Annotated in this window: 24 protein-coding genes; 14 read left to right on the top strand and 10 right to left on the bottom strand. The window is 56.1% G+C overall.

What is annotated here, in order from left to right; translation table 11 throughout:
* Positions 1 to 96 precede the first annotated feature (96 nt).
* Complete coding sequence (gene rlmN, locus RCCS2_RS03530) at positions 97 to 1,272, bottom strand: 23S rRNA (adenine(2503)-C(2))-methyltransferase RlmN (RefSeq protein WP_008231344.1); 1,176 nt, start codon at positions 1,270 to 1,272, stop codon at positions 97 to 99.
* Positions 1,273 to 1,370: 98 nt separating this feature from the next.
* Complete coding sequence (locus RCCS2_RS03525; protein WP_198007000.1) at positions 1,371 to 1,901, bottom strand: invasion associated locus B family protein; 531 nt, start codon at positions 1,899 to 1,901, stop codon at positions 1,371 to 1,373.
* 190 nt (positions 1,902 to 2,091) lie between these two features.
* Here RCCS2_RS03525 and RCCS2_RS03520 point away from each other — a divergent pair, with 190 nt between their 5' ends.
* Genes RCCS2_RS03520 through RCCS2_RS03505 form a run of 4 tightly spaced genes read left to right on the top strand, consistent with a single transcriptional unit; the run spans position 2,092 to position 6,119 of the window.
* Positions 2,092 to 3,084 (top strand): asparaginase, encoded by a 993-nt coding sequence (locus tag RCCS2_RS03520; protein ID WP_008231340.1) that lies wholly within the window; start codon positions 2,092 to 2,094, stop codon positions 3,082 to 3,084.
* A 33-nt stretch (positions 3,085 to 3,117) separates the two neighbouring features.
* Entirely contained in the window at positions 3,118 to 3,906 is a 789-nt protein-coding gene (locus RCCS2_RS03515; protein WP_008231337.1) for an exodeoxyribonuclease III, read from the top strand.
* Between the two features lie 24 nt (positions 3,907 to 3,930).
* Positions 3,931 to 5,079: a DUF6630 family protein gene (locus RCCS2_RS03510; protein ID WP_008231335.1), complete on the top strand. Its 1,149-nt coding sequence runs from the start codon at positions 3,931 to 3,933 to the stop codon at positions 5,077 to 5,079.
* A gap of 14 nt (positions 5,080 to 5,093) precedes the next feature.
* Entirely contained in the window at positions 5,094 to 6,119 is a 1,026-nt protein-coding gene (locus RCCS2_RS03505) for a zinc-binding dehydrogenase (protein ID WP_008231334.1), read from the top strand.
* Here the strand turns inward: RCCS2_RS03505 and RCCS2_RS03500 are convergent.
* Together RCCS2_RS03500 and RCCS2_RS03495 are read right to left on the bottom strand one after the other, a co-directional pair.
* A complete protein-coding gene (locus RCCS2_RS03500; protein ID WP_037293469.1) occupies positions 6,100 to 6,339 on the bottom strand; it encodes a helix-turn-helix domain-containing protein in 240 nt (79 codons plus the stop codon). The two genes, RCCS2_RS03505 and RCCS2_RS03500, sit on opposite strands and share 20 nt — an antisense overlap.
* A 5-nt stretch (positions 6,340 to 6,344) precedes the next feature.
* Positions 6,345 to 6,881, bottom strand: a complete 537-nt coding sequence (locus RCCS2_RS03495) for a hypothetical protein (RefSeq protein WP_008231332.1) — start codon at positions 6,879 to 6,881, stop codon at positions 6,345 to 6,347.
* A gap of 66 nt (positions 6,882 to 6,947) precedes the next feature.
* Between RCCS2_RS03495 and RCCS2_RS03490 the strand changes: the two genes are divergently transcribed.
* The 10 genes from RCCS2_RS03490 to RCCS2_RS03445 all read left to right on the top strand — a co-directional run bounded on the left by RCCS2_RS03490 (position 6,948) and on the right by RCCS2_RS03445 (position 15,967).
* Positions 6,948 to 7,463, top strand: coding sequence for a hypothetical protein (locus RCCS2_RS03490; protein WP_008231331.1), 516 nt, complete (start codon positions 6,948 to 6,950; stop codon positions 7,461 to 7,463).
* A gap of 43 nt (positions 7,464 to 7,506) precedes the next feature.
* Positions 7,507 to 7,962 (top strand): ribosome silencing factor, encoded by a 456-nt coding sequence (gene rsfS / locus RCCS2_RS03485; protein ID WP_008231327.1) that lies wholly within the window; start codon positions 7,507 to 7,509, stop codon positions 7,960 to 7,962.
* Positions 7,962 to 8,432: a 23S rRNA (pseudouridine(1915)-N(3))-methyltransferase RlmH gene (gene rlmH / locus RCCS2_RS03480; protein ID WP_008231326.1), complete on the top strand. Its 471-nt coding sequence runs from the start codon at positions 7,962 to 7,964 to the stop codon at positions 8,430 to 8,432. Before rsfS ends, rlmH begins: the two co-directional genes overlap by 1 nt.
* Positions 8,433 to 8,489: 57 nt before the next feature.
* Complete coding sequence (gene gpmI / locus RCCS2_RS03475) at positions 8,490 to 10,004, top strand: 2,3-bisphosphoglycerate-independent phosphoglycerate mutase (protein ID WP_008231325.1); 1,515 nt, start codon at positions 8,490 to 8,492, stop codon at positions 10,002 to 10,004.
* Positions 10,001 to 11,074, top strand: coding sequence for a murein hydrolase activator EnvC family protein (locus tag RCCS2_RS03470; protein WP_008231324.1), 1,074 nt, complete (start codon positions 10,001 to 10,003; stop codon positions 11,072 to 11,074). Before gpmI ends, RCCS2_RS03470 begins: the two co-directional genes overlap by 4 nt.
* Positions 11,075 to 11,087: 13 nt before the next feature.
* Positions 11,088 to 12,431: a S41 family peptidase gene (locus tag RCCS2_RS03465; protein WP_008231321.1), complete on the top strand. Its 1,344-nt coding sequence runs from the start codon at positions 11,088 to 11,090 to the stop codon at positions 12,429 to 12,431.
* Positions 12,432 to 12,531: 100 nt separating this feature from the next.
* Positions 12,532 to 13,455 carry an MBL fold metallo-hydrolase gene (locus RCCS2_RS03460; RefSeq protein ID WP_008231320.1) on the top strand — a complete coding sequence of 308 codons (924 nt, stop codon included), beginning with the start codon at positions 12,532 to 12,534 and terminating at the stop codon, positions 13,453 to 13,455.
* A gap of 127 nt (positions 13,456 to 13,582) precedes the next feature.
* Positions 13,583 to 14,401 carry an ABC transporter substrate-binding protein gene (locus tag RCCS2_RS03455; protein ID WP_008231319.1) on the top strand — a complete coding sequence of 273 codons (819 nt, stop codon included), beginning with the start codon at positions 13,583 to 13,585 and terminating at the stop codon, positions 14,399 to 14,401.
* 1 nt (position 14,402) lies between these two features.
* Positions 14,403 to 15,236 (top strand): amino acid ABC transporter permease, encoded by an 834-nt coding sequence (locus RCCS2_RS03450; RefSeq protein WP_008231318.1) that lies wholly within the window; start codon positions 14,403 to 14,405, stop codon positions 15,234 to 15,236.
* Entirely contained in the window at positions 15,236 to 15,967 is a 732-nt protein-coding gene (locus tag RCCS2_RS03445) for an amino acid ABC transporter ATP-binding protein (RefSeq protein WP_008231317.1), read from the top strand. The genes RCCS2_RS03450 and RCCS2_RS03445 overlap by 1 nt, the downstream gene beginning before the upstream one ends.
* Before the next feature lie 289 nt (positions 15,968 to 16,256).
* On the opposite strand, the gene RCCS2_RS03440 is transcribed toward RCCS2_RS03445, so the two are convergent.
* The 6 genes from RCCS2_RS03440 to RCCS2_RS03415 form a co-directional block, all read right to left on the bottom strand.
* Positions 16,257 to 16,775 carry an acyloxyacyl hydrolase gene (locus RCCS2_RS03440; protein WP_008231316.1) on the bottom strand — a complete coding sequence of 173 codons (519 nt, stop codon included), beginning with the start codon at positions 16,773 to 16,775 and terminating at the stop codon, positions 16,257 to 16,259.
* Positions 16,776 to 17,276: 501 nt separating this feature from the next.
* Positions 17,277 to 19,721: a GcvT family protein gene (locus tag RCCS2_RS03435; RefSeq protein WP_037293140.1), complete on the bottom strand. Its 2,445-nt coding sequence runs from the start codon at positions 19,719 to 19,721 to the stop codon at positions 17,277 to 17,279.
* Positions 19,722 to 19,813: 92 nt separating this feature from the next.
* On the bottom strand, positions 19,814 to 20,758 hold the full coding sequence (locus RCCS2_RS03430) for a GlxA family transcriptional regulator (protein ID WP_008231314.1): 945 nt from the start codon (positions 20,756 to 20,758) through the stop codon (positions 19,814 to 19,816).
* Positions 20,755 to 21,633 carry a homocysteine S-methyltransferase family protein gene (locus RCCS2_RS03425; protein ID WP_008231313.1) on the bottom strand — a complete coding sequence of 293 codons (879 nt, stop codon included), beginning with the start codon at positions 21,631 to 21,633 and terminating at the stop codon, positions 20,755 to 20,757. The genes RCCS2_RS03430 and RCCS2_RS03425 overlap by 4 nt, the downstream gene beginning before the upstream one ends.
* Entirely contained in the window at positions 21,630 to 22,085 is a 456-nt protein-coding gene (locus tag RCCS2_RS03420) for a pyridoxamine 5'-phosphate oxidase family protein (RefSeq protein WP_008231312.1), read from the bottom strand. Before RCCS2_RS03420 ends, RCCS2_RS03425 begins: the two co-directional genes overlap by 4 nt.
* On the bottom strand, positions 22,085 to 24,538 hold the full coding sequence (locus tag RCCS2_RS03415; protein ID WP_008231311.1) for a GcvT family protein: 2,454 nt from the start codon (positions 24,536 to 24,538) through the stop codon (positions 22,085 to 22,087). The genes RCCS2_RS03420 and RCCS2_RS03415 overlap by 1 nt, the downstream gene beginning before the upstream one ends.

Raw genomic sequence — 24,538 nt, 5'->3', positions numbered from 1 at the left:
TCTGCGATCTGCCGCAGGGCGGCCACCATTTCAGGTGGCATATGTACTGTCGCAGTATCCATTTTCTCACCATGCCGCAGCATGGTAAACGCGCCGTTAAAGTCCGGCCTCTTGCGCGATTTGCGCCTTGGATTTGCGCGCCCGTTCGGTCGCGGATTTCAGCTGTCCGCATGCGGCCATGATATCCTCGCCGCGGGGTTTGCGCACAGGTGATGCATACCCAGCTTGATAGATAATCTCAGAAAATTTGCGAATACGGTTGTTCGATGACCGTTTGTATGGCGCGCCGGGCCACTCGTTGAATGGGATCAGGTTGATCTTGGCGGGGATGCCTTCGATCAGCTTGATCAAGCGGTGGGCATCTTCGTCGCTGTCGTTCACCCCATCCAGCATCACATATTCAAAGGTGATCCGTTCAGAATTTGACACTTTCGGATATTCACGCAGCGCATCAAGCAGATCAGAAATCGGCCAACGCTTGTTGATCGGCACCAATCGGTCACGGACATCATTTGTCGTCGCGTGAAAAGACACGGCCAACTGACAACCAATTTCCTGTGCAGTCCGCGCAATCTCTGGCACCACGCCCGATGTCGATAGCGTGATCCTGCGGCGTGATAGTGAAATCCCCTCTGGGTCCATCGCGATCTTCATCGCGTCGCGCACGTTTTCAAAATTATAAAGCGGCTCGCCCATGCCCATCAGCACAATATTTGATAAAAGGCGGGTGTCCTCTGTGCGGGTGCCGGGCTCTGGCCATTCGTCCAGATCATCGCGGGCAATCATCACCTGACCAATGATCTCAGCCGCCGTCAGGTTGCGCACCAGCTTTTGCGTGCCAGTATGACAGAATGAACAGGTCAGCGTACAGCCCACCTGGCTGGAAATACACAACGTGCCGCGGTCCGTTTCAGGGATATAAACCACCTCAACCTCATGACCGCCAGCAATGCGGACAAGGTATTTGCGGGTGCCATCATCCGACACCTGACGCGTCACCACCTCGGGCAATGCTATCACAAAAGTCTCGGCCAGCATCGCACGATAGTCTTTGGACAGGTTCGTCATCGCGCTAAAATCGCGCACGCCCCAGTGATAAATCCACTGCCAAATCTGACCGACCCGCATCTTGGCCTGCTTTTCTGCCGTACCAACAGCGATCAGCGCATCACGCATCTGATCGCGCGACAGACCGATTAGGTTCTGCGGCCCTTCCGGCAGCTTGCGCGGAATGGTCAGCACGTCCTGGGTGATGGGGGCCTTGGCGTCCATGGGGTCACTCTCAAACTCGGATTAGCGCGGCATATAAGAGAAAGAGGCGGTTTTCACAAGGAAACCGCCTCTTTATTAGCTGGGTGGAAAAGGGTGCTTTAGCCTGAGCAGCGGTTCGCTGCTTCATCCACGGCTGCGGTGAACCCCAGCAGGCTGAACGTATCCTGCGTTTGCGTGCCACGGCCTGAGCGACCGGTAAGGACCGCATTGGCCCCGCGCTTCATGGCCGCGACGAATTTGGCATCATCTTCTGGCGTTGCAGGCCAAGCTGTTTCACCATTGGTAAACATCTGGAAGGTCGTGTTGCCCACTTGCATGCTGACGGTTGATTCGTTCGCAAAAGGGTAGCCGCCTGTGAACATCACCTGACCGTTCACGTTTTCGGATGGACGGTAGAACACGATCAAGCGGATATCGCCCCGCCTGACATCGACTGAGTTGCCGTCGCGGGTGTTCAGCGTCTCTTTGGGTGCCGATACGGCCCAGCATTCGCTTGGATCGCTTTCGACAAACACGCTCCAATCGGTGTTTGCAGACACGCGATTATCGCTTTCTTCCTGCGCCACTGCCGCATTTGCAAGTAGCAGTGCCAGTGACACACCAATCATACGCGAAATATTTAAAATCATTTTACAGCCTCCAAGCTGTCCTTGCCTCTGGATGCCTCATCCGGTCATTGGCGCATCTTCCGGCACCTTTTCGACTGGCGAGACGTTGTTCAACTCGATAGCTTAGAGCATAGCAAAAAATCGCCCGCGGGGGAAAGCCCCTCTGCTCTGTGCTACGTGACCGACTTATACAATCCAAAAAGGCAATAAAATGGCAATTCCTGTTGATCTTGTAGAAGTGTGGCGGGGGGACCTGCTGGAATGCGTCCACCAAGGTCACGCTGTTGTGTGTGATGACGCAGGCCAAATCATTGAGGCCTGGGGCGATCCCGAGGCCATCATCTACCCCCGGTCATCGTCAAAGATGATCCAAGCGCTGCCATTGTTGGAAAGCGGGGCAGGCGCAGATTTGACCCAAGAACAGCTGGCATTGGCCTGTGCGTCGCACCAAGGGGCAGCTATTCACACCGACCGCGTGCAAACGTGGCTGAAAGATCTTGGCCTGACCGATGACGATTTTCGGTGCGGGCCGCAGATGCCCGCGGATACCGATGCGCGTTATGGGCTGATCCGCGCGCATCAAGAACCGTGCCAGATGCATAACAACTGTTCCGGCAAACACACCGGTTTCCTGATGTTGAGCAAACACCTGAAAGCTGGGCCGGACTACGAATTGATCGACCATCCGGTGCAACAAGCCTGCAAAACGGCTTTTGAAGAGGTGACGCAGGAAACCAGTCCGATGTATGGCATCGACGGCTGCTCTGCCCCGAACCATGCCTGCACCGTGCACGGGCTGGCGCGGGCGATGTCGTTCTTTGCCACAGCAAAAGATCGTTCAGACAGGCGCAGTGACGCTGCTGCAAAACTGGTTGCGGCGATGGCGCGCTATCCTGAACTGGTCGCGGGCGAAACCCGCGCATGCACTGACCTGATGCGCGCGATGGACCATAAGGTTGCCATCAAAACCGGGGCCGAAGGTGTGTTTATCGCCATTGTTCCGGAAAAACGGATCGGCATCGCGCTGAAAATCGCAGATGGTGCCACCCGCGCGAGTGAGGCCGCCATTACGACGCTGCTGGTAAAATACGGTGTGTTGGATGCCGACCACCCGGCCGCGATTGCGCGCATGCATCCGCCGGTGAAAAACTGGCGCGGCATCCAAACCGGGTTTATCCGGCCCGCCGCCACATTGCAGTCCTAAGTCCTGAACCGCATTTCAACGAAAGTTAGCATCATGCCTTTTACCCTTGCCACCTGGAACATCAATTCGGTCCGCCTGCGCGAAGATATCGTTGCGAAACTCATGCGTGATGAAGCGCCCGATGTGCTGTGCCTGCAAGAATGCAAAAGCCCGGTCGACAAGATCCCTTTGGCGCAATTTCAGTCATTGGGTTACACCCACATGGCCGCGCGCGGGCAGAAGGGCTATAACGGCGTCGCGATATTTTCCAAAATCCCGATGGTCGAAGCTGGTGCAGAAGACTACGCTGGTTTGGGTCATGCCCGTCACATTGCGGGCAAGCTGGAAAACGGCGTGACTATCCATAACCACTACGTCCCGGCAGGGGGCGATGTGGCGGATCGGGAAGTGAATGAGAAATTTGGCCAAAAGCTCGATTACCTGACCGATATGCGGGATGCTTATCACGCGCAGAAGCCCACAAAGTCGATCCTTGTCGGTGATCTGAACATCGCGCCGCGCGAAGATGACGTTTGGGATCACAAGAAGCTGCTTAAGGTGGTCAGCCACACACCGGTTGAAGTTGCACATTTCGCCGACGTCATGGATGCCGGTGCATGGTCGGACGTCACGCGCAACGACATTACCGATGGCAAACTGTACAGCTGGTGGTCATACCGCGCCAAGGATTGGGATGCGGCCGACAAGGGCCGCAGGCTTGATCACATCTGGGCCACACCTGATATCAAGAACGCCGCCCACAGCAGCCGCGTGCTGCGTGATGCGCGTGGGTGGGAAAAGCCCAGCGATCACGCGCCGGTGTTTGCGACATTTGATTTATAAAATTGTCAAATTAAGGAGCTGTCCATGCGACTATTCTCAAAAAAACCCAAAGGCGATCTGGTGCTGAACTATGACCAAATCGCTGGATATGCGCTGACATGGTTGCCATGTTCCCATAAGGCACTGCAACTGGCGTTTCCTCATCTGACAGTAAAGGCCGAACCGGTCCCAAGCTACAACGGACCCCAAACGGAAGACGGTTTTGCGCTTTATGCGGGCGACCCTAGCGCACCTGCACTGTGCGTCGCGCCGGATCAAGATAGCGGGTATGCGTTTTCAATCACGGCCCATAATGCGCAGGCGCTTTGTTTAGGGGAATACCAGATTGGGCGTACGACTCTGGGCGAATTTCGAGATGAACACTTGGATGAGGCCGGATTTTGGGTGGATGGCTCAAAAATTGTGCTGATGGGTGGAGAGGGCAATAATGAAAAAATGAACCGCACGCGTTTCTTATTTGAACCGCCTGCGGATTTTTCTGGCGATTTGACAAAAGTAGGCGACGATGTGTGGCGTCGCTGTGTTTTGTCGGAAATGCGATACCTTATCTCTGCGCGCCGGACGCGTCCAACCGAAACCATTGATGATGCGGGCGCGATAAAGTTGCTGAAAAAGGAAAAGCTACATGACCCTGTTCCACTGCTGCCGGGTCCCAACGTTGATCTTTTCCAAATGCTGCGGCGCGAGCTTTATGACCCGACGAAAGCCCGCAATAACTATGTGAAACTGGCCGATATTGCGATCTACAATGCGGACCCGGCCACAGTCAAAACCAACATAAAGGCCATTTTCAAACAGCACGATACCCCCGAAAGTGTTACGATGGAAATTGCCTATATGTTCAATGATGACTGGCATACGACCTTTATGTTCACACTGGATTGGAAGGCTGACATCCAAGACCTTCCCGCACAGATCACCACCGCGCTGGGCGATCAAAGTGATCAAATTACTTTTCCTGACCTCGCCGACTTTCCTGAAAACGGCTCAGTCGGTGTGCCCGGCGTGTTTGAGGCCTATGCAAAGGCATTGCAGGCGGCAGGATTTGATCTGTGGTCTATTGATAACGGATCTGACACGCATTTCTTGTTTGTCGCACCGCTGAAAGCGCGCAAGCGGGTCGCAAAGTTATTTGAACCTACGCATATGATGGCTGACCCATTCAGCGCATAGAGGATACCTACCCCATGACATTGCCCGCGCAAATGAAGGCCCTGATCCAACTGCATGATGGTTATTCTGGCACGCAAACTGGGCCAAATATCACCGATCTTACGCCGTTTCTGACGGATGAGACGGTTTCCGTACCCGCACCCGGCGACGGGCAAGCGGTGATCAAGGTGCATTTGGCCGCAGTGAACCCGTCCGATATCCATTTTATCAAAGGCGAATACGGCCAGCCCCGTATCAAGGGTGTGCCCGCTGGTTTTGAAGGTTTGGGTGAAGTTGTGGCGGGCGACACACCCCTTTTGGGACAGCGGGTGAGTTTCTTTGCCTCGGCGTCGGGCGCATGGGCAGAATATGCGATGACGGATGCAAGCGGGCTGGTCCCGTGTCGTCCCGATCTGGCCGAAGTCGATGCAGCCGGACAATTGGTCAATCCGCTAACAGCGATTGCGATGTTCGATATCGTGAAAGAAAGCGGCGCGGATAGTTTTGTGCTCAACGCCGCTGGGTCGCAATTAGGCAAGCTGCTGATCGCGCTGGGCCGGGATCACGGGATCAAGCCGATTGCGGTTGTACGGCGCACGGCGCAAGCTGAAAGTTTGCGCGCTTTGGGTGCCGCCGAAGTGATCGTGACCGGAGAGTTGGACCCGCTGGGCACCGCCAAAGATGTCTTTCAAACGCTCAAACCGCGCATCCTGTTGGACGCTGTTGGTGACCAATTCACGTCTGATCTGTTCTTCGCCATGCCCAGCCACGCACGTTGGGTGAACTATGGCAAGCTGTCCACTGATGCGCCTGCGCTGACACAACTGGGGCAGATGATCTTTCAAAACAAGCAGATCGAAGGGTTCTGGCTGACCCGCTGGATGAAAGAGGTCGATCCATCGCGCATTCCACAGGCTTTTGTTGAAATTCAGGAACGGTTCATCAGCGGTACATGGAAAACGGATGTGGCAGGGATCGTGCCGCTATCCAACGCTATGGATAAATTGCCCGAAGTCTTGGCCCGGCCTGATGGCAAAGCCTTCATCGACCCGCGCGCATAAAATCAGCGTCATCCGCAGGGGTTTGCGCCTCTAACAAGTCCCCCGGCTGACACTCCAGCACCGCACAAATCTTGGCCAGCGTATCAAACCTGATGCCTTTGACCTTGCCGGACTTCAGCAGGCTGATGTTCTGTTCGGTGATGCCCACTGCCGCAGCCAGATCGCGCGATTTCATCTTGCGCAGTGCCAGCATCACATCAAGGCGGACAATAATTTGCATGTCAGTCATACGAAGGATTTGTTTTCTGCCGCAACGTCAGAAGCTTCGCGCATCGCCCAGCCGATGATCACGATCAGCCCACCCGAGAGGGCAAAGAAGATCATATCGCTATCCAGACCTACTGCCAAACTGCGCTCGCCCGGCGGATTGGCATAGGTCAAAAGAACGGTTTGGATTGGCCGCAGGATAAAGGGCACAATCGCAAGCGCCAGAAAGCCTTGACCGACGCGCTGTATCAGGTGTGCGCTTTTTTCACTCAGGATATCGCCACCCACATAAGCCCCGAAAAGCTTGCGCATTTCATTCAGTGTGACAAGCAAGATCGCGGGGCTGATCAGGTTCAATGCGACAACGATTATTAGCTGCGTGCGCGTGATGTCCTGAGATACGTTAATATCGCTTAGGGATCTATTGATCGCTTCAGGAACCAATGGCGTCGCGAAAAGGCCGCCCATGATCGTGACCGGCAAAACGATCATCGCCGCAATGGTAAGACCGCGCAAAACAGCGGCCCATTGAGAGACCTTACTAAGCTTTGTCATTTTATACCTTTCTATTTATATATTTTATCGTAAAACAATAAAAACATATTGTCAAAGGAGATTCTTATGCGCCTTCCAATCCTCGCCACTATCGCACTTTGTGCATGCTCAAGCATTGTGCCGTCCACTGCCCTGCGCCTGAGCGGGCTTTCCCCAACAACGGCAGACCCCGCTGACTTTGCCATTGACCTGGCCTTGCCAGCCGGGATCGATATACAACCGGGAACAGCGCAGTTGATATTTGGCGTGTCCCGGTCGGATACAGGGCAGGAACAATCAGGAAATTTCGTGTTGGAACGTGCGGGTTCGGTCTTTCTTGTCGCCGCCAGCGACGTTGACAGGTTGCGGGCGTTGCAAGCGACAGCCCGCCAGTGGGGTGCCGAAAATGACGCGGCAACCGAAGGGGTGCTTGGTGTCATACTCTCGCCCTGCCGGATTGGTGATGGCCCTGATCCTAAGGCGCGCGTCAGCGTGGGGTTGCGCCTTGCGCAGGATGGCGCATTCCTGCCACTGGTGCGCAATGGACCGCTGTCTGCCGTGGCGTCCGAGGATGAAATTCGCCAGATGCCTCTTTGCCCTTAACCCAGATGTTGAAAAATCGCGTCGGCGTTGCTAGCTTTGCATTATGCCCGGCGTCGGGGCCATGACGACGTTTTTTAAGGAGGACAATGAACTGTCTCTTTCTACAGCTGCTGATACATCAGCCAAAGCCGGGGACGCCGCAATGACGGCCCAGCACGCAACGACCAGCGACAGCCTTTTGGCGGCTGTTCTGAAATCCCTTGAAGACGACAAAGGCGAAGACATCGTGCAGATCAATCTGCGCGGCAAGTCCGAGATCGGCGACTATATGGTCATCGCGTCGGGCCGTTCGACCCGCCAGGTGACGGCCATGGCTGAAAAGCTGGCCGACAAGATTAAGCAGGATTTCGGGATCATCTCCAAAACCGAAGGCAAAGATACCGGCGATTGGGTGTTGATCGACACAGGCGATATCATCGTGCACATCTTCCGACCCGAAGTGCGCGAGTTTTATCAGCTTGAAAAGATGTGGCAGCCCGGGGCGGCAACCGCCGTCTGATGCGCGTCCAGATTTGCGCTGTAGGCCGTTTGCGTAACGGGCCCGAGCGCGACCTTTATGATGACTACCTCAGCCGGTTTGACCGGACCGGGCGGGCACTGGCCCTTGGCCCCGCACAATTGATCGAAGTCGAAGACAAAAAGGGCGGCGGCATGCCGGCCGAGGCTGCTTTACTTGATCGTGCGATACCGGATGGCGCCCTGATCTGCACGATGGATGAACGCGGCAAGGTGATGAACTCGCCCGACTTTGCAGCCCTTCTTGCCACTTGGCGGGATCAGGGGCGGCAGGATGTCAGCTTTGTGATAGGAGGCGCGGACGGGATTGATCCTGCTTTGCGCGCCCGCGCGGATGCATCCTTGAGTTTTGGTAAGATGGTCTGGCCGCATATGTTGGTCCGCGTGATGCTGGCAGAACAGTTGTATCGTGCCGCCTCTATTCTGTCAGGCGGGCCATATCATCGCGCTTAGCGGTTTGCGCCCCGGCCATGATACGCTAAACCACGCCTAAAATATCAGGAGTTCGCCATGCCCACCCCCAAACCCGTTGTTCTTTGCATTCTGGATGGCTGGGGCCTGCGTGACGCGGTCGAAGGCAACGCGCCTGCGCAAGCCAAAACGCCAAACTTTGACGCCGTCATGCAAGGCCCTCATGCGCAGCTTTTGACCCATGGTCGTGACGCGGGACTGCCGGGTGGCCAGATGGGCAATTCCGAGGTCGGGCACACAAATATCGGCGCAGGCCGCGTCGTTGCGATGGATTTGGGTCAGATTGAGTTGTCGATTGAAGATGGGTCGTTCTTTGAGGCCCCGGCCTTGGTGCAGTTTATCAAAACCATGAAAGAAAGCGGTGGCACTGCACATTTGATGGGTGTCGTTTCAGATGGTGGTGTGCATGGGCATGTTGACCACATTATCGCCGCTGCCAAAGCGTTGACAGATGCGGATGTTCCCGTCGCCATTCATGCAATCACTGATGGGCGTGATGTGTCACCTTCCTCTGCTGAAAGCTTTATGCAGACGCTGGAAGACAACCTGCCGCCGCAAGCGCAGATCGTTACTGTGATCGGGCGCTACTTTGCCATGGACCGGGATAACCGGTGGGACCGGGTTGAAACCGCCTATGATGCGATGGCCAAAGGTAAGGGGCGCAAAGCCGACACACCGCAAGCCGCAATCAAGGCGGCCTATGACGATGGCAAAACGGATGAATTTATCCCGGCGACTGTCATTGCAGATTATGCAGGGTTCGCGGCGGATGATGGTTTTTTCTGCCTCAACTTCCGCTCAGACCGCGCCCGCGAGGTTTTGGCGGCGATAGCGGACCCTGACTTTGACGGCTTTGCGCGCACGCAACCGTCTTTGGTGGCGCGACTGGGCATGGTCACCTATTCCGATCGCCATGATGCATGGTTTGACACAGTGTTCCCAAAACGCGATATTCAGAACACCCTCGGCGCTTGGGTTGCCAAACATGATCTGCGCCAGTTTCGGTTGGCTGAGACTGAAAAATATCCTCATGTGACTTTTTTCCTGAATGGCGGGATTGAAACGCCAGAGAAAGGCGAAGACCGCTATATGCCAAAATCGCCCGATGTCGCGACATATGATTTGCAACCAGAGATGTCGTGCGGCGAGGTGACAGAACATTTCGTCAAGGCGATTGAGAATGGCTATGATCTGATCGTCACAAATTACGCGAACCCTGACATGGTCGGCCATACAGGCGATTTGGATGCCGCGATTAAAGCATGTGAGGCTGTTGATGCTGGCTTGGGTCAGGTGCTGGCTGCGCTTGAAAAAGCAGGGGGCGCGATGATCGTCACAGCCGACCACGGCAATTGCGAAACAATGATTGACCCTGAAACAGGTGGCCCGCACACCGCCCACACACTGAACCCGGTACCCGTGGCGCTGGTGGGCGGCCCTGAAAATGTCACGCTACGCGATGGGCGTTTGGCTGATCTTGCCCCAACCGTGCTTGAACTGATGGGTCTTGATTTGCCGCCGGAAATGACCGGGCGGAGTTTGATTGAAAGATGATCCGCCTTACCGCCTTTTTGATCTGCCTAGCGACCGGCCTGTCTGCGCAGCAAGCCGCACAGGACGCGGCCGCACAATTGCAGGCCGCCAAGGCCCAGCTTGAGGCAACGGAAGGCGCACGCGACCGGATCGCGGCGCTTACCCAAGCGGTCCAGGCCTATGAAGCAGGCCTTGCCGCCATGCGTACAGAGCAGCGCGACATCGCGTTGCGCGAGGGCATATTGACCGAGGAACTGGAACTGCGCACCGCTGAATTTGCCCAGCTTCTGGGGGTGCTTTCCGCAATTGGCAACACACCGCAACCGGTTTTGCGCGCCCATCCCGATGGGCCGCTGAACACGGTCCGGGCAGGGATGTTGGTGGCCGATGTCACACCGGGGCTTGAGGCAGAGGTGGCGCGGCTGGACAAGCTGTTGGATGAAACGCGGGCAGTGCGCAAAGTACAGGACGCGGCGGCGCAAACCCTGATGGACGGCCTGCAAGGCGCACAGACAGCACGGGCATCATTGGCGTTGGCGGTGTCAGAACGGACCGATCTGCCCACCCGCTTTGCCGATGATCCTGTGCAGACCGCCTTGCTGGTCGCAAGCGCCGAAACCCTTGATGATTTCGCAACACAGATTGCGACAGCCCGACCAGAAGGAACCACAGCGCTGGCACCGGACGGTAATCTGCCTTTGCCGGTGTCTGGGGTTGTCTTGCCTGATGATGGCAGCGGTCGGTCCGGCATCCGCATTGCAGCTGAACCACGCGCCCTTGTGACGACGCCCGTGCCAGCGACAATTCTGTTTCACGGTCCATTGTTGAACTACGGCACCGTCGTGATTTTGGAACCGGCCGCTGACGTCATGTTCATTCTCGCAGGCTTTGCCGAAGTTTTTGGAGAGCCTGGCCAAGTGTTGCCTGCCAATGCGCCAGTCGGGCTTTTAGGTGCCTCTGAAGGGCTTGATGACGGGATTTTGACCGATAATTTGGGCAATGCGGGTGGGCAAGCGCCACAAGCCCTTTATCTTGAGGTGCGAGATGGGCAAACTCCGGTAAACCCCGACACGTGGTTTGCGGTCGAGTAGGTAAGGATATGTGATGAAGAAGATGATTTTTGCTGCTGTTGGTGGTGCCGCAATCGGACTGGTGGCCACAACACAGATTGCAGGGCCAGTGCTCGCGCAGGAAACGCAATCGAACACGAGCGTTTATGAACAACTTGACCTGTTTGGCGATATCTTTGAACGGATCCGATCAAACTATGTCGAAGAGGTCGATGACCGCGAGCTGATCGAAGCGGCGATCAACGGGATGCTTACATCGCTTGATCCGCACTCCAGCTATCTGTCCCCTGATGCCGCACAACGCATGCGTGTCAGCACATCCGGCGAATTTGGCGGTCTTGGGATCGAGGTCACACAGGAAGAAGGTTGGGTCAAAGTTGTCTCACCCATGGATGGCACACCGGCCGAAGCTGCCGGCGTTTTGGCCGGTGATTTCATCACGGCTGTGGATGGTGAAAGCGTGCTGGGCCTGACCTTGGACGAAGCCGTGCGCATGATGCGCGGACCTGTCGGTGCCGAAATTATCGTGACCATCGTGCGCGAAGGCGAGGTTGAGCCATTCGACGTGTCGATCATTCGCGATACGATCAAACTGACCGCCGTGCGTGGCCGGACGGAAGGCGACGCCGTTGTTATGCGGATCACGACATTCAACGAACAGACCTTCCCCAACCTAAGCGCGGGTATGGAAGAACAGGTCGAAGAAGCAGGCGGTTTCGACAATATCGACGGGATTGTACTTGATCTGCGTAATAACCCCGGTGGCCTGCTTAGTCAGGCAGTTTATGTCGCCGACGCGTTCCTTGACGCAGGCGAGATCGTATCAACCCGCGGACGCGAGGCCGCAGATGGTGACCGTTTTAATGCAACGCCGGGTGATCTGGCCGAGGGCAAGCCGATTGTTGTGCTGATCAACGGTGGCTCTGCCTCTGCATCGGAAATCGTGGCAGGTGCATTGCAGGATCACCGCCGTGCGATTGTGATCGGGACAAATTCCTTTGGCAAAGGGTCTGTGCAAACGGTTGTCCCGCTTAGCCAGGATGGTGCGATGCGCCTGACAACGGCGCGTTACTACACGCCCTCTGGCCGGTCTATTCAATCGCTGGGCATTTCACCCGATATTATCGTTGAACAACCCCGCCCGCGTGAAGAAACCGAAGAAGAGGCCGAAGAACGCGCACAGCGGTCAGAGGCAGGCCTGCGTGGTTCATTGGAAAACGACAGCCTGAGCGAGGATGAAATCCGCCAGATCGAAGAAGATCGCGCGCGCGCTGAAACCGCAGCGGCCCTGCGCGAGGATGATTATCAGCTGGCCTATGCCATTGATATTCTCAAAGGTCTGAATGCGCTGGGTCCGACGGCACAGGCGGATAACTAAAGCCGGTCTTGGGTGCTCACGTCAGTGTGAGTGACCTGCGACACTTTCGCCCTATCTGTTGGTCATGCATCCGATTTGTATGACCAACAGGAGAGACGACATGACCACATTGACCCGCCGCAATATGCTTGCCGCCGGCACGGCACTGCCATTTGTTGGATTGGCCGCTGGTGCCGCCCGCGCCGAGGCCCCTATGAAAGGGGCAAGCTTTGCCTCGCACCGCCGCTTCATGATCGGCGATTTTGAGGTGACGACGATCCTTGGTGGCACGACGCCGCGCGAAAACCCGCAAGGCATCTTCGGCATGAACGTGTCGGAAGAAGAATTCGCCACGGTGAGCGAGGAAAATTTCCTGTCCACAGAGGCCTCTCAGTTCTTCTTTACGCCGACACTGGTGAATACCGGATCAGAACTGGTGTTGTTTGATACCGGATTGAACGCCGCCGCCACGCTTAGCGCCATTGAAGGTGCAGGATACAGCGCCGATCAGGTTGATGTGGTTGTGCTGACCCATATGCATGGCGACCACATTGGTGGCCTGATGAACAATGGTGGGCCGACCTTTGCCAACGCCCGCTATGTCACCGGCCAAGTTGAATTTGATCACTGGGCCGCGGCTGAAAATGACGGGTTTGAGGCGAATGTGCGCCCCTTGGCGGATCAGATGACCTTCATCGGGGATGGCAATGATGTTGTCAGCGGGATCACAGGCATGGCCGCTTTTGGGCATACACCCGGCCACATGGTTTACCGGCTTGATAGCGCAGACAAGGGTCTTGTGATTTTTGCTGACCTTGCAAATCACCCCGTTTGGTCGCTGGCGCGCCCTGATTGGGAAGTCCGCTTTGATGCGGATAAAGAAGCCGCTGCCGCGTCGCGCCGCAATGTGTTGGGCATGATTGCCGCAGACCGTGTGCCAGCGATTGGCTATCACATGCCGTTCCCGGCTGTCGGTTACGTGGATACCGGAAGCAATGACGCAGAGTTCCAATGGGTGCCAGAAGCAGGTCAATTGATGGGCTAATGCCTGATACACAGGCCGGGCGACAGATATGTGGCCCGGTCAGCAAACCAACGCGCTCCGATTGCTGGACAGCGGTGTGTTGTGAAACTACCGTGTCACCTGACTGATCCAACAATAGGTGAGACCGATGGCAAAAACTCTTTCCCTTGCGGCGATGACGCTCGCGCTGACAACCTCTGCTGCTTTTGCGGCCGGCCATTGTGCTGCGGACAAAACGCTGACCGAAGGCAAGCTGACAATCGCAACAGGCAACCCGGCCTATTACCCATGGGTCCTTGATGATGCGCCCGAAAGCGGCGAAGGTTTCGAAGCTGCTGTCGCTTATGCGGTTGCAGGTGAAATGGGCTTTGCCGCCGAAGATGTGGTTTGGGTCCGGTCATCCTTTGATGAGGCGATCCAACCGGGTGCCAAGAATTTTGATGTGAACATTCAGCAGTATTCGATCAGCGCCGCGCGCGATGAGATCGTCGATTTCTCGATGCCTTATTACACCGCCCCTATGGCTGTTCTTGTCAGCCCCAATGCAACGGACACAGAACCCACCTTGGATGCCCTGCGTGATCTGAAATGGGGTGCGATGGGATCGACCACCGCCGTGCCGAAACTGGCGAACGTGATCCAACCCACCAGTGATCCACTGCTTTACGGCGACAACGCCGATGTGAATGCGGCGATGTCGGCAAACCAGATCGACGCAGCCCTGTTTGATCTGCCAACAGCATTGTTCCTCAGTGCGGTGATGATCGAAGGGTCCAAAGTCATCGGTCAATTTGCGCCCGACGCCAGCGATAACCCAGATCAGTTTGGCATGCTGATGGAAGAGGGCAATCCGCTCAAGTCTTGCGTGGATGACGCACTGGTCGCCCTGACCGAAAGCGGTGAACTGGCCGCGATTGAGGCGACCTGGCTACAGGACACCACCGGTGTTCCGCTGATCGATTTCTAATATGACCACGACCAAGGCGGCGGGCATGACCCGCCGCGCACGATACGAGGCACAACAGCGCAAGCGGTCGCTGATGATCGCCGCAACCAGCACGCTGGCGGTTGTTGCTTGCATTGTCATTTTCGTGCCCATGACGCCGGGCTGGGAAAAGGTGCAGCGCAGCTTTTTCAACGGCGCTGTACTGGCTGATACGTTTCCCAAACTGCTCGATGCCTTCAAGATTAACCTGATGATCTTTTCGTGGTCCGCCCCCGCGATTGCAATCCTTGGTTTGCTGATCGCTTTGGCGCGCGATGCAAAATCACCAGCGCTTTTTCCCTTACGCATCTTCGGTGCGACCTTCACTGATGTTTTCCGGGGCGTGCCGGTTATTTTGACTGTCTACCTCATCGGTTTCGGCATCCCCGGCCTTGGCCTGCCGCGCCCATGGAATTCACCTTACATCTGGGGATCGCTTGCACTGATCCTGACCTATTCGGCCTATGTTGCCGAAATCTTCCGCTCCGGCATCGACAGCGTGCATCAAAGCCAGCGGTCGGCGGCCCTGTCATTGGGCCTGTCCGAAAGGCAGGTCATGCGCGATGTCGTCTTACCCCAAGCCATCCGCAACGTGGTCCCATCGCAGATGAACATGCTGATTGCGTTGCAAAAAGACGTCTCGCTGCTTAGCTTCATCGGCCCTGTTGAGATATTCCGCCAAGCGGGTGTGTTCAAATCGCTCACCGCGAATTTCACACCCTACGTCGGCGCCGCGATCATTTTTCTGATCGTGACGATCCCCGCTACCCGCTATGCCGATTACCTGATGGCCAAACAAATGCGGGACCGCAGCTGATGGCGAAGCTTTCCCTGCGCGGCGTGGTCAAACAGTTTGGCGCGAATACCGTTTGCGATGGCATCGATCTGGATGTGGACGAAGGGGAAATGGTTTGCCTGATCGGGGCATCCGGGGCGGGCAAATCCACATTGCTGCGCTGCATTAACCTGCTGGAAGCTGTCGAAGACGGTGAGATTTTTCTTGATGGCGAAGACATTGCTGAACCGGGGCTGAACCCCCAAGCCGTGCGCGCCCGTATCGGCATGGTTTTTCAAAGCTTCAATCTGTTCCCGCATATGACCGCCCTTGAAAACGCGATGCTGGCGCCGCGCCGCGTACATGGACGATCAAAGGCGGATCTGGTGGATGAGGTCGAAGATCTGTTCAAACGCTTTGGTCTGGCGGACCGGATGCAGAATTACCCCGACCAGTTGTCGGGCGGGCAACAACAACGCGTCGCAATCATTCGTGCCTTGGCGATGCGGCCTGAAGTGATGCTGTTCGACGAAATCACCTCAGCGTTGGACCCGCAACTGGTGGGCGAGGTGCTGGACGTGCTGCTGATGCTAAAGCAGCAGGGCATGACAATGGTACTTGCCACCCACGAAATGGGCTTTGCGCGTCATGCGGCAGATAAGGTGTGCTTCCTCAAAGATGGCAAAATCATCGAAGAAGGCCCGCCGGAGGCGTTGTTTGATGCACCTGAGCGGGAAGAGACAAAGGCGTTTTTGGCGCGGGCGCTGAAGTAAGGTGAGTGTGTCGGGCGGGTGATCGGAGCGACTTCTATAGGGCCGGGAATGTCCGCTGTGCGGATACGTTCGTCATTCGCGCGTTTGCCGACGATGGCAGAAACCAGCCAAAAGAAGATATTGGATGGACCTATCGGCCACCATGTGCGTTACGGGCCAGCGTTTGCATGAAGGGTAAAGATTGCCGATATGATTGGTAACAGCGACCCAGTGCGCTTGGCAGTAGTGTCGAAAGACGCGGCCGCCTTGCGCGGGTATCTTTATCATCAAGCATTTTTGAAGGATGGCGCTATCCCTCCCAGTTTGTCGTCCAACGGATGGCAAGCGTTTCGCGGCTCGGGCTGTCATCGAAAAAATCTGCATTGGACATACTGTCGTAGATGACAGTCAGGTTAGTGCCGTTGTCAAACGTATAACCAATACCAAGTGCCGCTCGAAATTGCAGAGTCCCATCAAGATCAGCGCCGTCACCTTGTCTGTAAAAACCAGGCATCAGCGAGGTTTCGACGAACCATGGGCTATCGTAAACGTATTGGCTGCTCCATTTCCCGCCAATCCCGAACCATGCCGCCCCATCAGTTGTGAGCGAAAGGCCATAAGTGGGGCGGGAGGGGCCGCGTCGACGATGGCTGTCGTAGCCAAGGTAGAACTCATTCGCACTCTGAAATTCATCAGATTGCAGTTGTCCCAGCTGATAAAATATCTGTGGTTCTTGCTTTTCGGTGCGAAGGCAACCGTTGGGGCAGTCATTCAACGCCATATCTGTCAAACTCGTCAGCAGCCAGACTAGACCAAGTGTACCATCCATGATGTCATCCTATTTTTTGTGGCCCGGTGGAGCCTTCCGAAAGGTGTATTAGAGATAGATAAAACTAAGGCGCATATCGGCCTGCAACAGCGCAGCTAAACAAAATGCCTTGAGTAATCTGCCCAAGAAACGGCTTTTGGACTATCAATCTACATCTTCGTAAAGGCAGGGTACAGCGCGTCAGTAGCCGCCACAACGGGGCATTTTCCTTGTGGTTGATGTATGCAGTGCCCCGAACGTCCGGGCAGCCGAAGCGGATTGAAATCTACCACAAACGATAGCTCCGCACCGACATGTTACAAGCGGGTCGAGGGTCGGCAATTCTGATCACTGGCACAGCACCGGATCAGCCCTATCGCATAGAACACTAGGCGGTCCGAACGCCATAGACTGATCCGAGTTTGCAATTTTGCGGTGTCCGTCTTTCGCGCGCCGCTGCCGTTCAGGCACTACGCAGCATTCGACACTTTGGGCTCAAACCAAACTTCCCCAGGCCCATCATCAAACCTTCACCCGCTCACTCGTCGGATCATAAAACGGCTTCAACTGTGCTTCGGCCTTCACCCGCGTGCCCATGACATCAATCTCGAAATCGCTTGCTAACAGCTCCGCCACGCTTTCACCCTTGCATGGCACATAACCCATCCCAATCGCGGCACCGAGGTGGTGACCGTAGCCGCCCGATGACAGATAGCTGACCACTTCGCCGTCCCGCACGATGGGTTCGTTGTGATATAGCAGCGGTTCAGGATCAGTTAGCTTGAACTGCACCAATCGCCGTTCCAAGCCCGTCTCACGCTTTCGCAGCACGGCATCACGACCAATAAAATCCGGCTTGTCAGTCTTCACCGCAAAGCCAAGCCCGGCCTCAAGCACATGATCTTCGGCAGTAATATCATGCCCAAAGTGTCGAAAGCCTTTCTCCATGCGTGCGGCATCCATCATGTGCATCCCGCACAGCTTTAGCCCCATATCCTGACCTGCGTCGTGCAGCGTCTCAAACACATGGCCCGCCATATCCGAGGACATATAAACTTCCCAACCCAACTCACCCACGTACGTGATGCGATGCACCCGGGCGAGGCCCATGCCGATCTCAATCTCTTGCGCGGTGCCAAAGGGGTTCACAGCGTTACTGAAATCGGCAGGCGAAACAGCCTCTAGCAGTTTGCGGCTGTTCGGCCCCATCACGGCCAGCACACCTTCGCCAGCGGTCACATCTGTGATCACCACGTTAAAGTCGCCAACATGGCGCCGCATCCATGTCTGATCAGCCAGGCGTGTCGCGGCGGGGGTGACGACCAGATAGCAAAGTTCGGAAATGCGGGTGACGGTCACGTCTGCCTCAATCCCGCCCATACTATTCAGGAACTGGGTGTAGACGATCTTGCCCACCGGCACATCGTAATCACCACCGCCCACGTCGTTCATGAACGCTGTCGCATCGCGGCCTTCGACCCGTATTTTGCCAAAAGAGGACATGTCGTACATGCCCACATTGGTGCGCACGGCCTCAACTTCGCGCCCTACGTTGCCAAAGAAATTCTGACGCTTCCAAGAGTATTCATAGGCCGGGGTTTGCCCTGCATCGGCGAACCAATTTGCGCGTTCCCAACCGGCCAATTCACCCATTACCCCGCCATTGTCCAGCATATGCTGATGGAACGGCGTGCGGCGAATACCGCGTGCGGTGGCCTTTTGGCGGAAGGGAAAGTGATCGGCATAAAGCAGACCCAGCGTTTCCTTGGACCGTTCAAACAGATAGGTTTTGTTGCCCTGAAACGGCTGCATCCGGCTGATGTCGACGTCGCCCAGATCAAACGGCTTTTCACCCGCATCCATCCACTGCGACAGGGCCATGCCTGCGCCACCAGCAGATTGAATACCGATCGAGTTAAATCCAGCAGCGACCCAGACATTATCCATCTCGGGCGCCAACCCCAGATGATAGGCGTCGTCCGGGGTAAAGCTTTCGGGGCCGTTAAAGAATGTGTGAATACCGGCATCAGCCAGCATTGGCATACGCTGAACTGCATGCGCTAGGATTGGTTCAAAATGGTCAAAGTCTTCGGGTAACTGATCGAATTCGAAATCCTCCGGGATACCGTCCATCGCCCAAGGCTTTGCATGCGGCTCAAACGCCCCAAGCAGCATCTTGCCAGCGTCTTCCTTGTAATACGCACACTCATCCGGCACGCGCAGAACGGGCATCTGTGTCAGCCCCGCAATCGCCTCTGTCACGATATAGAAATGTTCACAGGCATGCAGCGGCACGTTCACCCCTGCCATGCGGCCAACGTCGTGGCCCCACATGCCCGCGCAGTTCACGATCATATCGCAGGTCATGGTGCCCGTTTCGCCGTTTTGGGCCCATTCAACCGACTGCACGCGGCGGCCGGTTTTATTGATCTTGGTCACCTTGGTCTGTTCTGCAATAACAGCACCGTTTTGACGTGCGCCCTTGGCCAATGCCAGCGCGATGTTGGCAGGATCACCTTGTCCGTCTTTGGGCAAATAGACACCTGCCGCGACACCATTGATGTTCATGTGCTCATAGCGGGCTTTTACCTCTTGCGGTGAAATTTCCTCCACATCGACACCAAAAGCGCGCGCCATACCGGCTTGGCGAAAGATTTCTTCTTTGCGCTCCTCCGTCAGCGCAACCGTGATCGAACCGCAGCGCTTAAATCCGGTTGCAACGCCAGTTTCTTCTTCAAGGTTGCCATAAAGCTCCTGACTATATCTTGCGAGCTTTGTCATGTTTGCCGTCGCGCGCAGTTGCGCAATCAGACCGGCAGCATGCCAAGTGGTTCCCGATGTCAGTTGTTTGCGTTCCAGCACAACCACGTCGGTCCAGCCCAGCTTGGCCAGATGATAGGCAACAGAGCAACCGATGACACCGCCGCCGATAATGACAGCACGCGCATGAGAAGGAAGCGTAGGCATAAATTGATTTCCTGTAGACTGGTGATCGGACGATTTATGCCATCCCGGCATCATTTTTAAGTTGTGAAAGCGTCACTTCTGACGCAAATCAGCTATTTGATACGGCCTTTCTTGCGCGCCGCATTGGGTGTCATCCCAAAGGCTTCACGATAGATCGTTGTGAAACCGCTGGGAAAACCGCAGGCCAGACCGATCTCATTAATCCGCATGGCAGTGTTGAGTAGCAAATTATTCGCCTTGTTCAACCGCAGTCCGCGGTAATATCCGTTGGGTGTCATCTTCATCAGCCGATTGAATTTCCGCTCCAGCGACCGTTTTGACAGGTTGGCGCGCTGCGCGATTTCACCGATTGGCAGGGGAAACTCCATATTGTCCTGCATCAACGCAAGGCAGGCATCAAGCGCTGTGTCGCCCGTGGTCGTGACCTCTTTGCCCGCAAAGGGTTGGAGCGTGTTAAAGTGCCGGACCCGTTCATGTAGCAGAATATCCGCAACCGTCGTCATCGTAGAGGACGCGGCATGCTGACTGGCAATTGACAGTGCAATATCAAAGGTCGCACCCATCCCCGCGCAGGTGATGATTGATCCGCTTTCCACAGCAAGGGTGGCCTTGGTATCAAACAGACCCAGCCGTTCCATCAGGACCGTTCGGTTTTCCCAATGCGTCGTGTGGGTGCCAGGATCGCCCTTGGTTTCAGAAATATAGCGGGCCGCTGCCTCTGACAATAAAACAACCCGGGCTTGCCTACTGGTGTAGTTGGCCAATGCTTTGCCCAGCGACAAAGCGGGGCAGTCAGGATCGCTGTTACCCAGCACTAAAAGATAATCTGCATCAGGCCGTATAGGCAGGGGTGTACTGTCGACAGTAACCGCACAGCTTGCCGTGATCTGCCCGCCTGTGGCTGATCTGACATGCCATTCAAACAGCGGGCTTGCATTGATCCGATTGGCCAACCGGATCACTTCGACAACCCCTGCAAATTCGGTCAGGACAAACCCGTCGGCGACGAAGATATCAAAAACACATGGCGCGCTCATGGCGCGACGATGCGGTGCCCGGCGGCTGTGATGCTATCCGCAAGTTTGGCAATATGCGCTGGCCCTACCTCGCAGCAGCCGCCCACGATTGTGGCCCCCTGCGCGACCCATTGCATCGCGAATGCCGCATATTCATCGGGGCCAAGGTCATGGCGCGCAGTCAGGGCATCCACGGTTGGTTTGTCACCCAGAAACCCTTCGCTGATCTGGGTGAACCCGTTGGCATAGCCACCAAAAGGTTTGTCGCCTGTGGCAAGTACATCAATTGCCGCGCTGATTGCTTCGGGGGATGAACAGTTTGCCAGAATGGCATCTGCGGCACCTGCAACGGCGAACACATCCGCCAACGGCTCTCCCGAGCGCAGTTTGGTGCCGTCCGCATCATCCACAGTCAGCGCCAGCCAAACCGGTTTAGCTGTCGCGACAGTCGCCTCAAGTATAGCGCGCGCATGGGCGACCGAGGCGACTGTTTCACAAATGATCAGGTCAACTTTGGGGGCAAGAAGGTTTGCAACCTCGGTATATGTGGCGACCGCGACATCATGGGCAGGCATCAGATCAGGGCGATAAGATGCCCCCAGTGGCCCGATAGCACCTGCCAGAACACCCGCACCCTCGGCCTCTTTCAAAGCGGCCGTATAAAGTGCGGCGAACTGGTCCTCCATCCCGGTGCCATCCAGACGATCATGCAAAATGGCATAGGTATTTGTGGTGTGCACCGTTGCACCTGCGGCGGCATAATCTGCATGAACCTTGGCGACCAATCCGGGGTGGTCAATCATCACTTGGGTCGACCACAACGGCGTCGGGCGGTCGCCCGCACGATGGACCAATTCCTGACCCATGCCGCCATCAAGAAGAATGATGTCTGTCACGTATAAAGCGCTCCGAATCTTGCTTTATATGTCGCTATCATTTCGTCTTCGGTCACACCATCATCATAAGGCGGGGTCCATATTTCGGATGCGCTGTCCAGATTGATCACAACCAAGGCTGAGATGCGTTTGGCCAAATCGCCAAAAGCGTCGTGCCATTTGGGGTGCATCTGTGTGAACCAGTCGGTGCCTTTTGGATGGATCACCGCATTGCCGCCGACCCAGACAGCCTTGCGTTTAAACGGATCAATGAAATTTATCTCAACCGCCGGATTGCCCATCAGGTTGCGGCGCGTGCCGGGTGAACGGATGTCACTGTAGGCGATGGTTGTATCATCCAGTACCAAAAACGTGCCCTTGGGCGATACCGCAGGTGCACCGTCCGCAGTTACCGTCGCCACGAACCCTAGCGGGAACGTGGCGATCAGATCTTTCATCGCTGCCGTCAACATCAGGCGCGGATCCGTTCGTTTTGCGGGTCCCACAGCGGTTGATTTTCCTGCACGGTCGCCACGTAGCGTTCGCCATAAATTTCGACCTCGACCTTGCTGCCAAGTGTGTTGACGTCTGTGCGAAGCATGCCAAGTGCGATGGACTTGTTCACCCGGAACCCCCAGTCGCCAGAGGTCGTTTCGCCAACTTTTTCATCACCTACCCAAATCGGCGACATATATGGCGCGTCAGCCGGGCCGGGAGTGTCGATGGTCAGCATAGCAAAGCCGCGGCTGCGCCCACGCTGTTTTTCACCCAGCAAAGCGGCCTTGCCGGGAAAGTCCTGGGGTTTGTCGAACTTGATAAACCGCTCCATTCCGCCTTCCAACAAGGTGTAGTCCGTGGACAAATCACCCTTCCACGCGCGATATCCCTTCTCAATCCGCAGTGCATTCAGCGCGAACATGCCAAATGGTGTCGCACCAGCGGCCAGAACGGCATCATAAAGCGCTGGTATCTTGTCCATACGCGCGTGGATTTCCCAACCCAACTCACCAGCAAAGATGACGCGGGCCAGTTTGCAGGGCTGGCCAGCGACTGTCGCGGATTGGTGCGTCAGCCAACCAAGGCTAAGGTCCGCATCAGTGCCCATGGCGGTGAACAAATCGCGCGCCTTCGGTCCGGTCACAATAAGCGTCGAAAAATCGCGTGTGATATCTGTCAGGGTCAGGCCCGCAGGCAGATATTTGTCCAGAATATCATAGTCGTGCCACTGGGCAGAAGCCGCAGTGATCAGCGTAAAGTGATCATCATCATGGCGGATCAACGACATCTCGGTCAGGATACGGCCTTGGCTGTCGGGGAAATAGGCAAGGTTCATGCGCCCAATCTTGGGCAGCGCACCTGCGATCATGCCACGCAGGAATTCTGCCGCGCCTTCGCCTTCCAGATTGAAGCGCGAAAAGCCGGGCAAGTCCAGAACGCCGACACCATCGCGCACCGCTTCGCATTCTTCCTGCACGCGGATCTTCCAGGGGCCGTCACGTTCCCACGTCTCGGTCGCTGCAGTGGATGTATCGTCACCATCTTTGGCGAACCAGTTTGCGCGCTCCCACCCATTATATGCGCCCATCTGGCCACCCAGCGCGCGGACGCGTCCATCAACTGGCGACAGCTTCTTGTCACGGCCAGCTGGCCACATCTTATGTGGGAAATGCATGCCGTATTCGTGGCCATAAGTCTCTAGCGCCTTGGCATGGGTGTAGTCTTTGTCAGTGTAATCAGTATACCGCCGCGGATCGACGGCCCACATATCCATCTCTGTCTCGCCTTCGGTCAGCCATTCGGCCATGACCTTGCCGGCACCGCCACCCTGCACGATGCCAAAGGTAAAGGAATGCGCCTCAAACGCGTTCTTCACACCGGGCATCGGGCCGATCATTGGCAGGCCATCGGGGGCATAGGGGATCGGGCCGTTGATGTTGCGACCAACGCCGCCTGTGCCCAAGACTGGCACACGCGCCATCGCATCCTCAATATACCACTCCAACCGGTCCAGATCGTCAGGGTACAGCTGGAAGCTGAAATCATGCGGCATCGGGTCTTCGGGCGTCACCCAATGGGCCTTACAGTTCCGCTCGTAAGGACCAAGGTTCAGACCGTTCTTGTCCTGACGCAGATAGTAGGAACTATCCACATCACGGATCATCGGGGTCTTTTTGCCGTTTTCCTTGGTCCAGGCTTTGATTTCGTCGATCTCCTCGGTCAGGAAATATTGGTGCGACATGACCGTCAGCGGCACATCACGGCCACCATAAGGCTTGAACCATTCACCCACACGGGCGGCATAGTAACCGGCAGCATTCACAATCTTTTCGCAGGTGATGTCGCCTTTGTCGGTATGCACAACCCAATCGCCGCTGTCTTTCTGCGTTACGCCGGTGGCCGGGCAGAAGCGTTCAATCTTGGCACCCAGATCGCGCGCACCTTTGGCCAAGGCTTGGGTCAGTTGAGCAGGGTCAATGTCACCATCAAGCGGGTCCCAAAGAACGCCTGACAGATCATGGGTTTCCACGAACGGGTTGTAATTCTTGACCTCATCAATGCCGATCATTTCCAGCGGCAGACCCATCCCCTTGGCTTGGCCTGCAACGCGTGCGAATTCTTGACGGCGCTCTTTGGTGTGGCCCAGACGCAGCGCGCCGGTCATGTGATAATTCATCGGATAATCAACATCGTCGGCCAGCGTCCGGTACATCTCCAGCGAATAGCGCTGCATATTCATCACGGCCCAGTTGGGGGCAAAGTTTGGACAGTTGCCTGCGGCATGCCACGTGGACCCGGCGGTCAGTTCGTTCTTTTCCAGCAGAACGCAATCGGTCCAGCCCATTTTGGCCAGATGGTATAGGGTCGACACGCCCACAACACCGCCACCGATAATCACAACACGCGCCGTCGTTGGAAAATCAGCCAT

Source organism: Roseobacter sp. CCS2, from assembly GCF_000169435.1.
GTDB lineage: Bacteria > Pseudomonadota > Alphaproteobacteria > Rhodobacterales > Rhodobacteraceae > Yoonia.
The sequence above is the reverse complement of the archived record's forward strand: the minus strand, read 5'-3'. Positions and strand labels throughout refer to the sequence as shown.

Bases quoted from the DNA above. Each gene is read 5' to 3' on its own strand.
- RCCS2_RS03525 (WP_198007000.1), bottom strand. From the start codon at position 1,901: ATGATTTTAAATATTTCGCGTATGATTGGTGTGTCACTGGCACTGCTA.
- RCCS2_RS03455 (WP_008231319.1), top strand. From the start codon at position 13,583: ATGGCAAAAACTCTTTCCCTTGCGGCGATGACGCTCGCGCTGACAACC.
- RCCS2_RS03490 (WP_008231331.1), top strand. From the start codon at position 6,948: ATGCGCCTTCCAATCCTCGCCACTATCGCACTTTGTGCATGCTCAAGC.
- RCCS2_RS03515 (WP_008231337.1), top strand. From the start codon at position 3,118: ATGCCTTTTACCCTTGCCACCTGGAACATCAATTCGGTCCGCCTGCGC.
- RCCS2_RS03505 (WP_008231334.1), top strand. From the start codon at position 5,094: ATGACATTGCCCGCGCAAATGAAGGCCCTGATCCAACTGCATGATGGT.
- rlmH (WP_008231326.1), top strand. From the start codon at position 7,962: ATGCGCGTCCAGATTTGCGCTGTAGGCCGTTTGCGTAACGGGCCCGAG.
- RCCS2_RS03415 (WP_008231311.1), bottom strand. From the start codon at position 24,538: ATGGCTGATTTTCCAACGACGGCGCGTGTTGTGATTATCGGTGGCGGT.
- RCCS2_RS03500 (WP_037293469.1), bottom strand. From the start codon at position 6,339: ATGCAAATTATTGTCCGCCTTGATGTGATGCTGGCACTGCGCAAGATG.
- RCCS2_RS03510 (WP_008231335.1), top strand. From the start codon at position 3,931: ATGCGACTATTCTCAAAAAAACCCAAAGGCGATCTGGTGCTGAACTAT.
- RCCS2_RS03440 (WP_008231316.1), bottom strand. From the start codon at position 16,775: ATGGATGGTACACTTGGTCTAGTCTGGCTGCTGACGAGTTTGACAGAT.
- RCCS2_RS03445 (WP_008231317.1), top strand. From the start codon at position 15,236: ATGGCGAAGCTTTCCCTGCGCGGCGTGGTCAAACAGTTTGGCGCGAAT.
- RCCS2_RS03450 (WP_008231318.1), top strand. From the start codon at position 14,403: ATGACCACGACCAAGGCGGCGGGCATGACCCGCCGCGCACGATACGAG.
- rsfS (WP_008231327.1), top strand. From the start codon at position 7,507: ATGCCCGGCGTCGGGGCCATGACGACGTTTTTTAAGGAGGACAATGAA.
- RCCS2_RS03470 (WP_008231324.1), top strand. From the start codon at position 10,001: ATGATCCGCCTTACCGCCTTTTTGATCTGCCTAGCGACCGGCCTGTCT.
- RCCS2_RS03495 (WP_008231332.1), bottom strand. From the start codon at position 6,881: ATGACAAAGCTTAGTAAGGTCTCTCAATGGGCCGCTGTTTTGCGCGGT.
- RCCS2_RS03520 (WP_008231340.1), top strand. From the start codon at position 2,092: ATGGCAATTCCTGTTGATCTTGTAGAAGTGTGGCGGGGGGACCTGCTG.
- rlmN (WP_008231344.1), bottom strand. From the start codon at position 1,272: ATGGACGCCAAGGCCCCCATCACCCAGGACGTGCTGACCATTCCGCGC.
- RCCS2_RS03430 (WP_008231314.1), bottom strand. From the start codon at position 20,758: ATGAGCGCGCCATGTGTTTTTGATATCTTCGTCGCCGACGGGTTTGTC.
- RCCS2_RS03420 (WP_008231312.1), bottom strand. From the start codon at position 22,085: ATGTTGACGGCAGCGATGAAAGATCTGATCGCCACGTTCCCGCTAGGG.
- gpmI (WP_008231325.1), top strand. From the start codon at position 8,490: ATGCCCACCCCCAAACCCGTTGTTCTTTGCATTCTGGATGGCTGGGGC.
- RCCS2_RS03465 (WP_008231321.1), top strand. From the start codon at position 11,088: ATGAAGAAGATGATTTTTGCTGCTGTTGGTGGTGCCGCAATCGGACTG.
- RCCS2_RS03460 (WP_008231320.1), top strand. From the start codon at position 12,532: ATGACCACATTGACCCGCCGCAATATGCTTGCCGCCGGCACGGCACTG.
- RCCS2_RS03435 (WP_037293140.1), bottom strand. From the start codon at position 19,721: ATGCCTACGCTTCCTTCTCATGCGCGTGCTGTCATTATCGGCGGCGGT.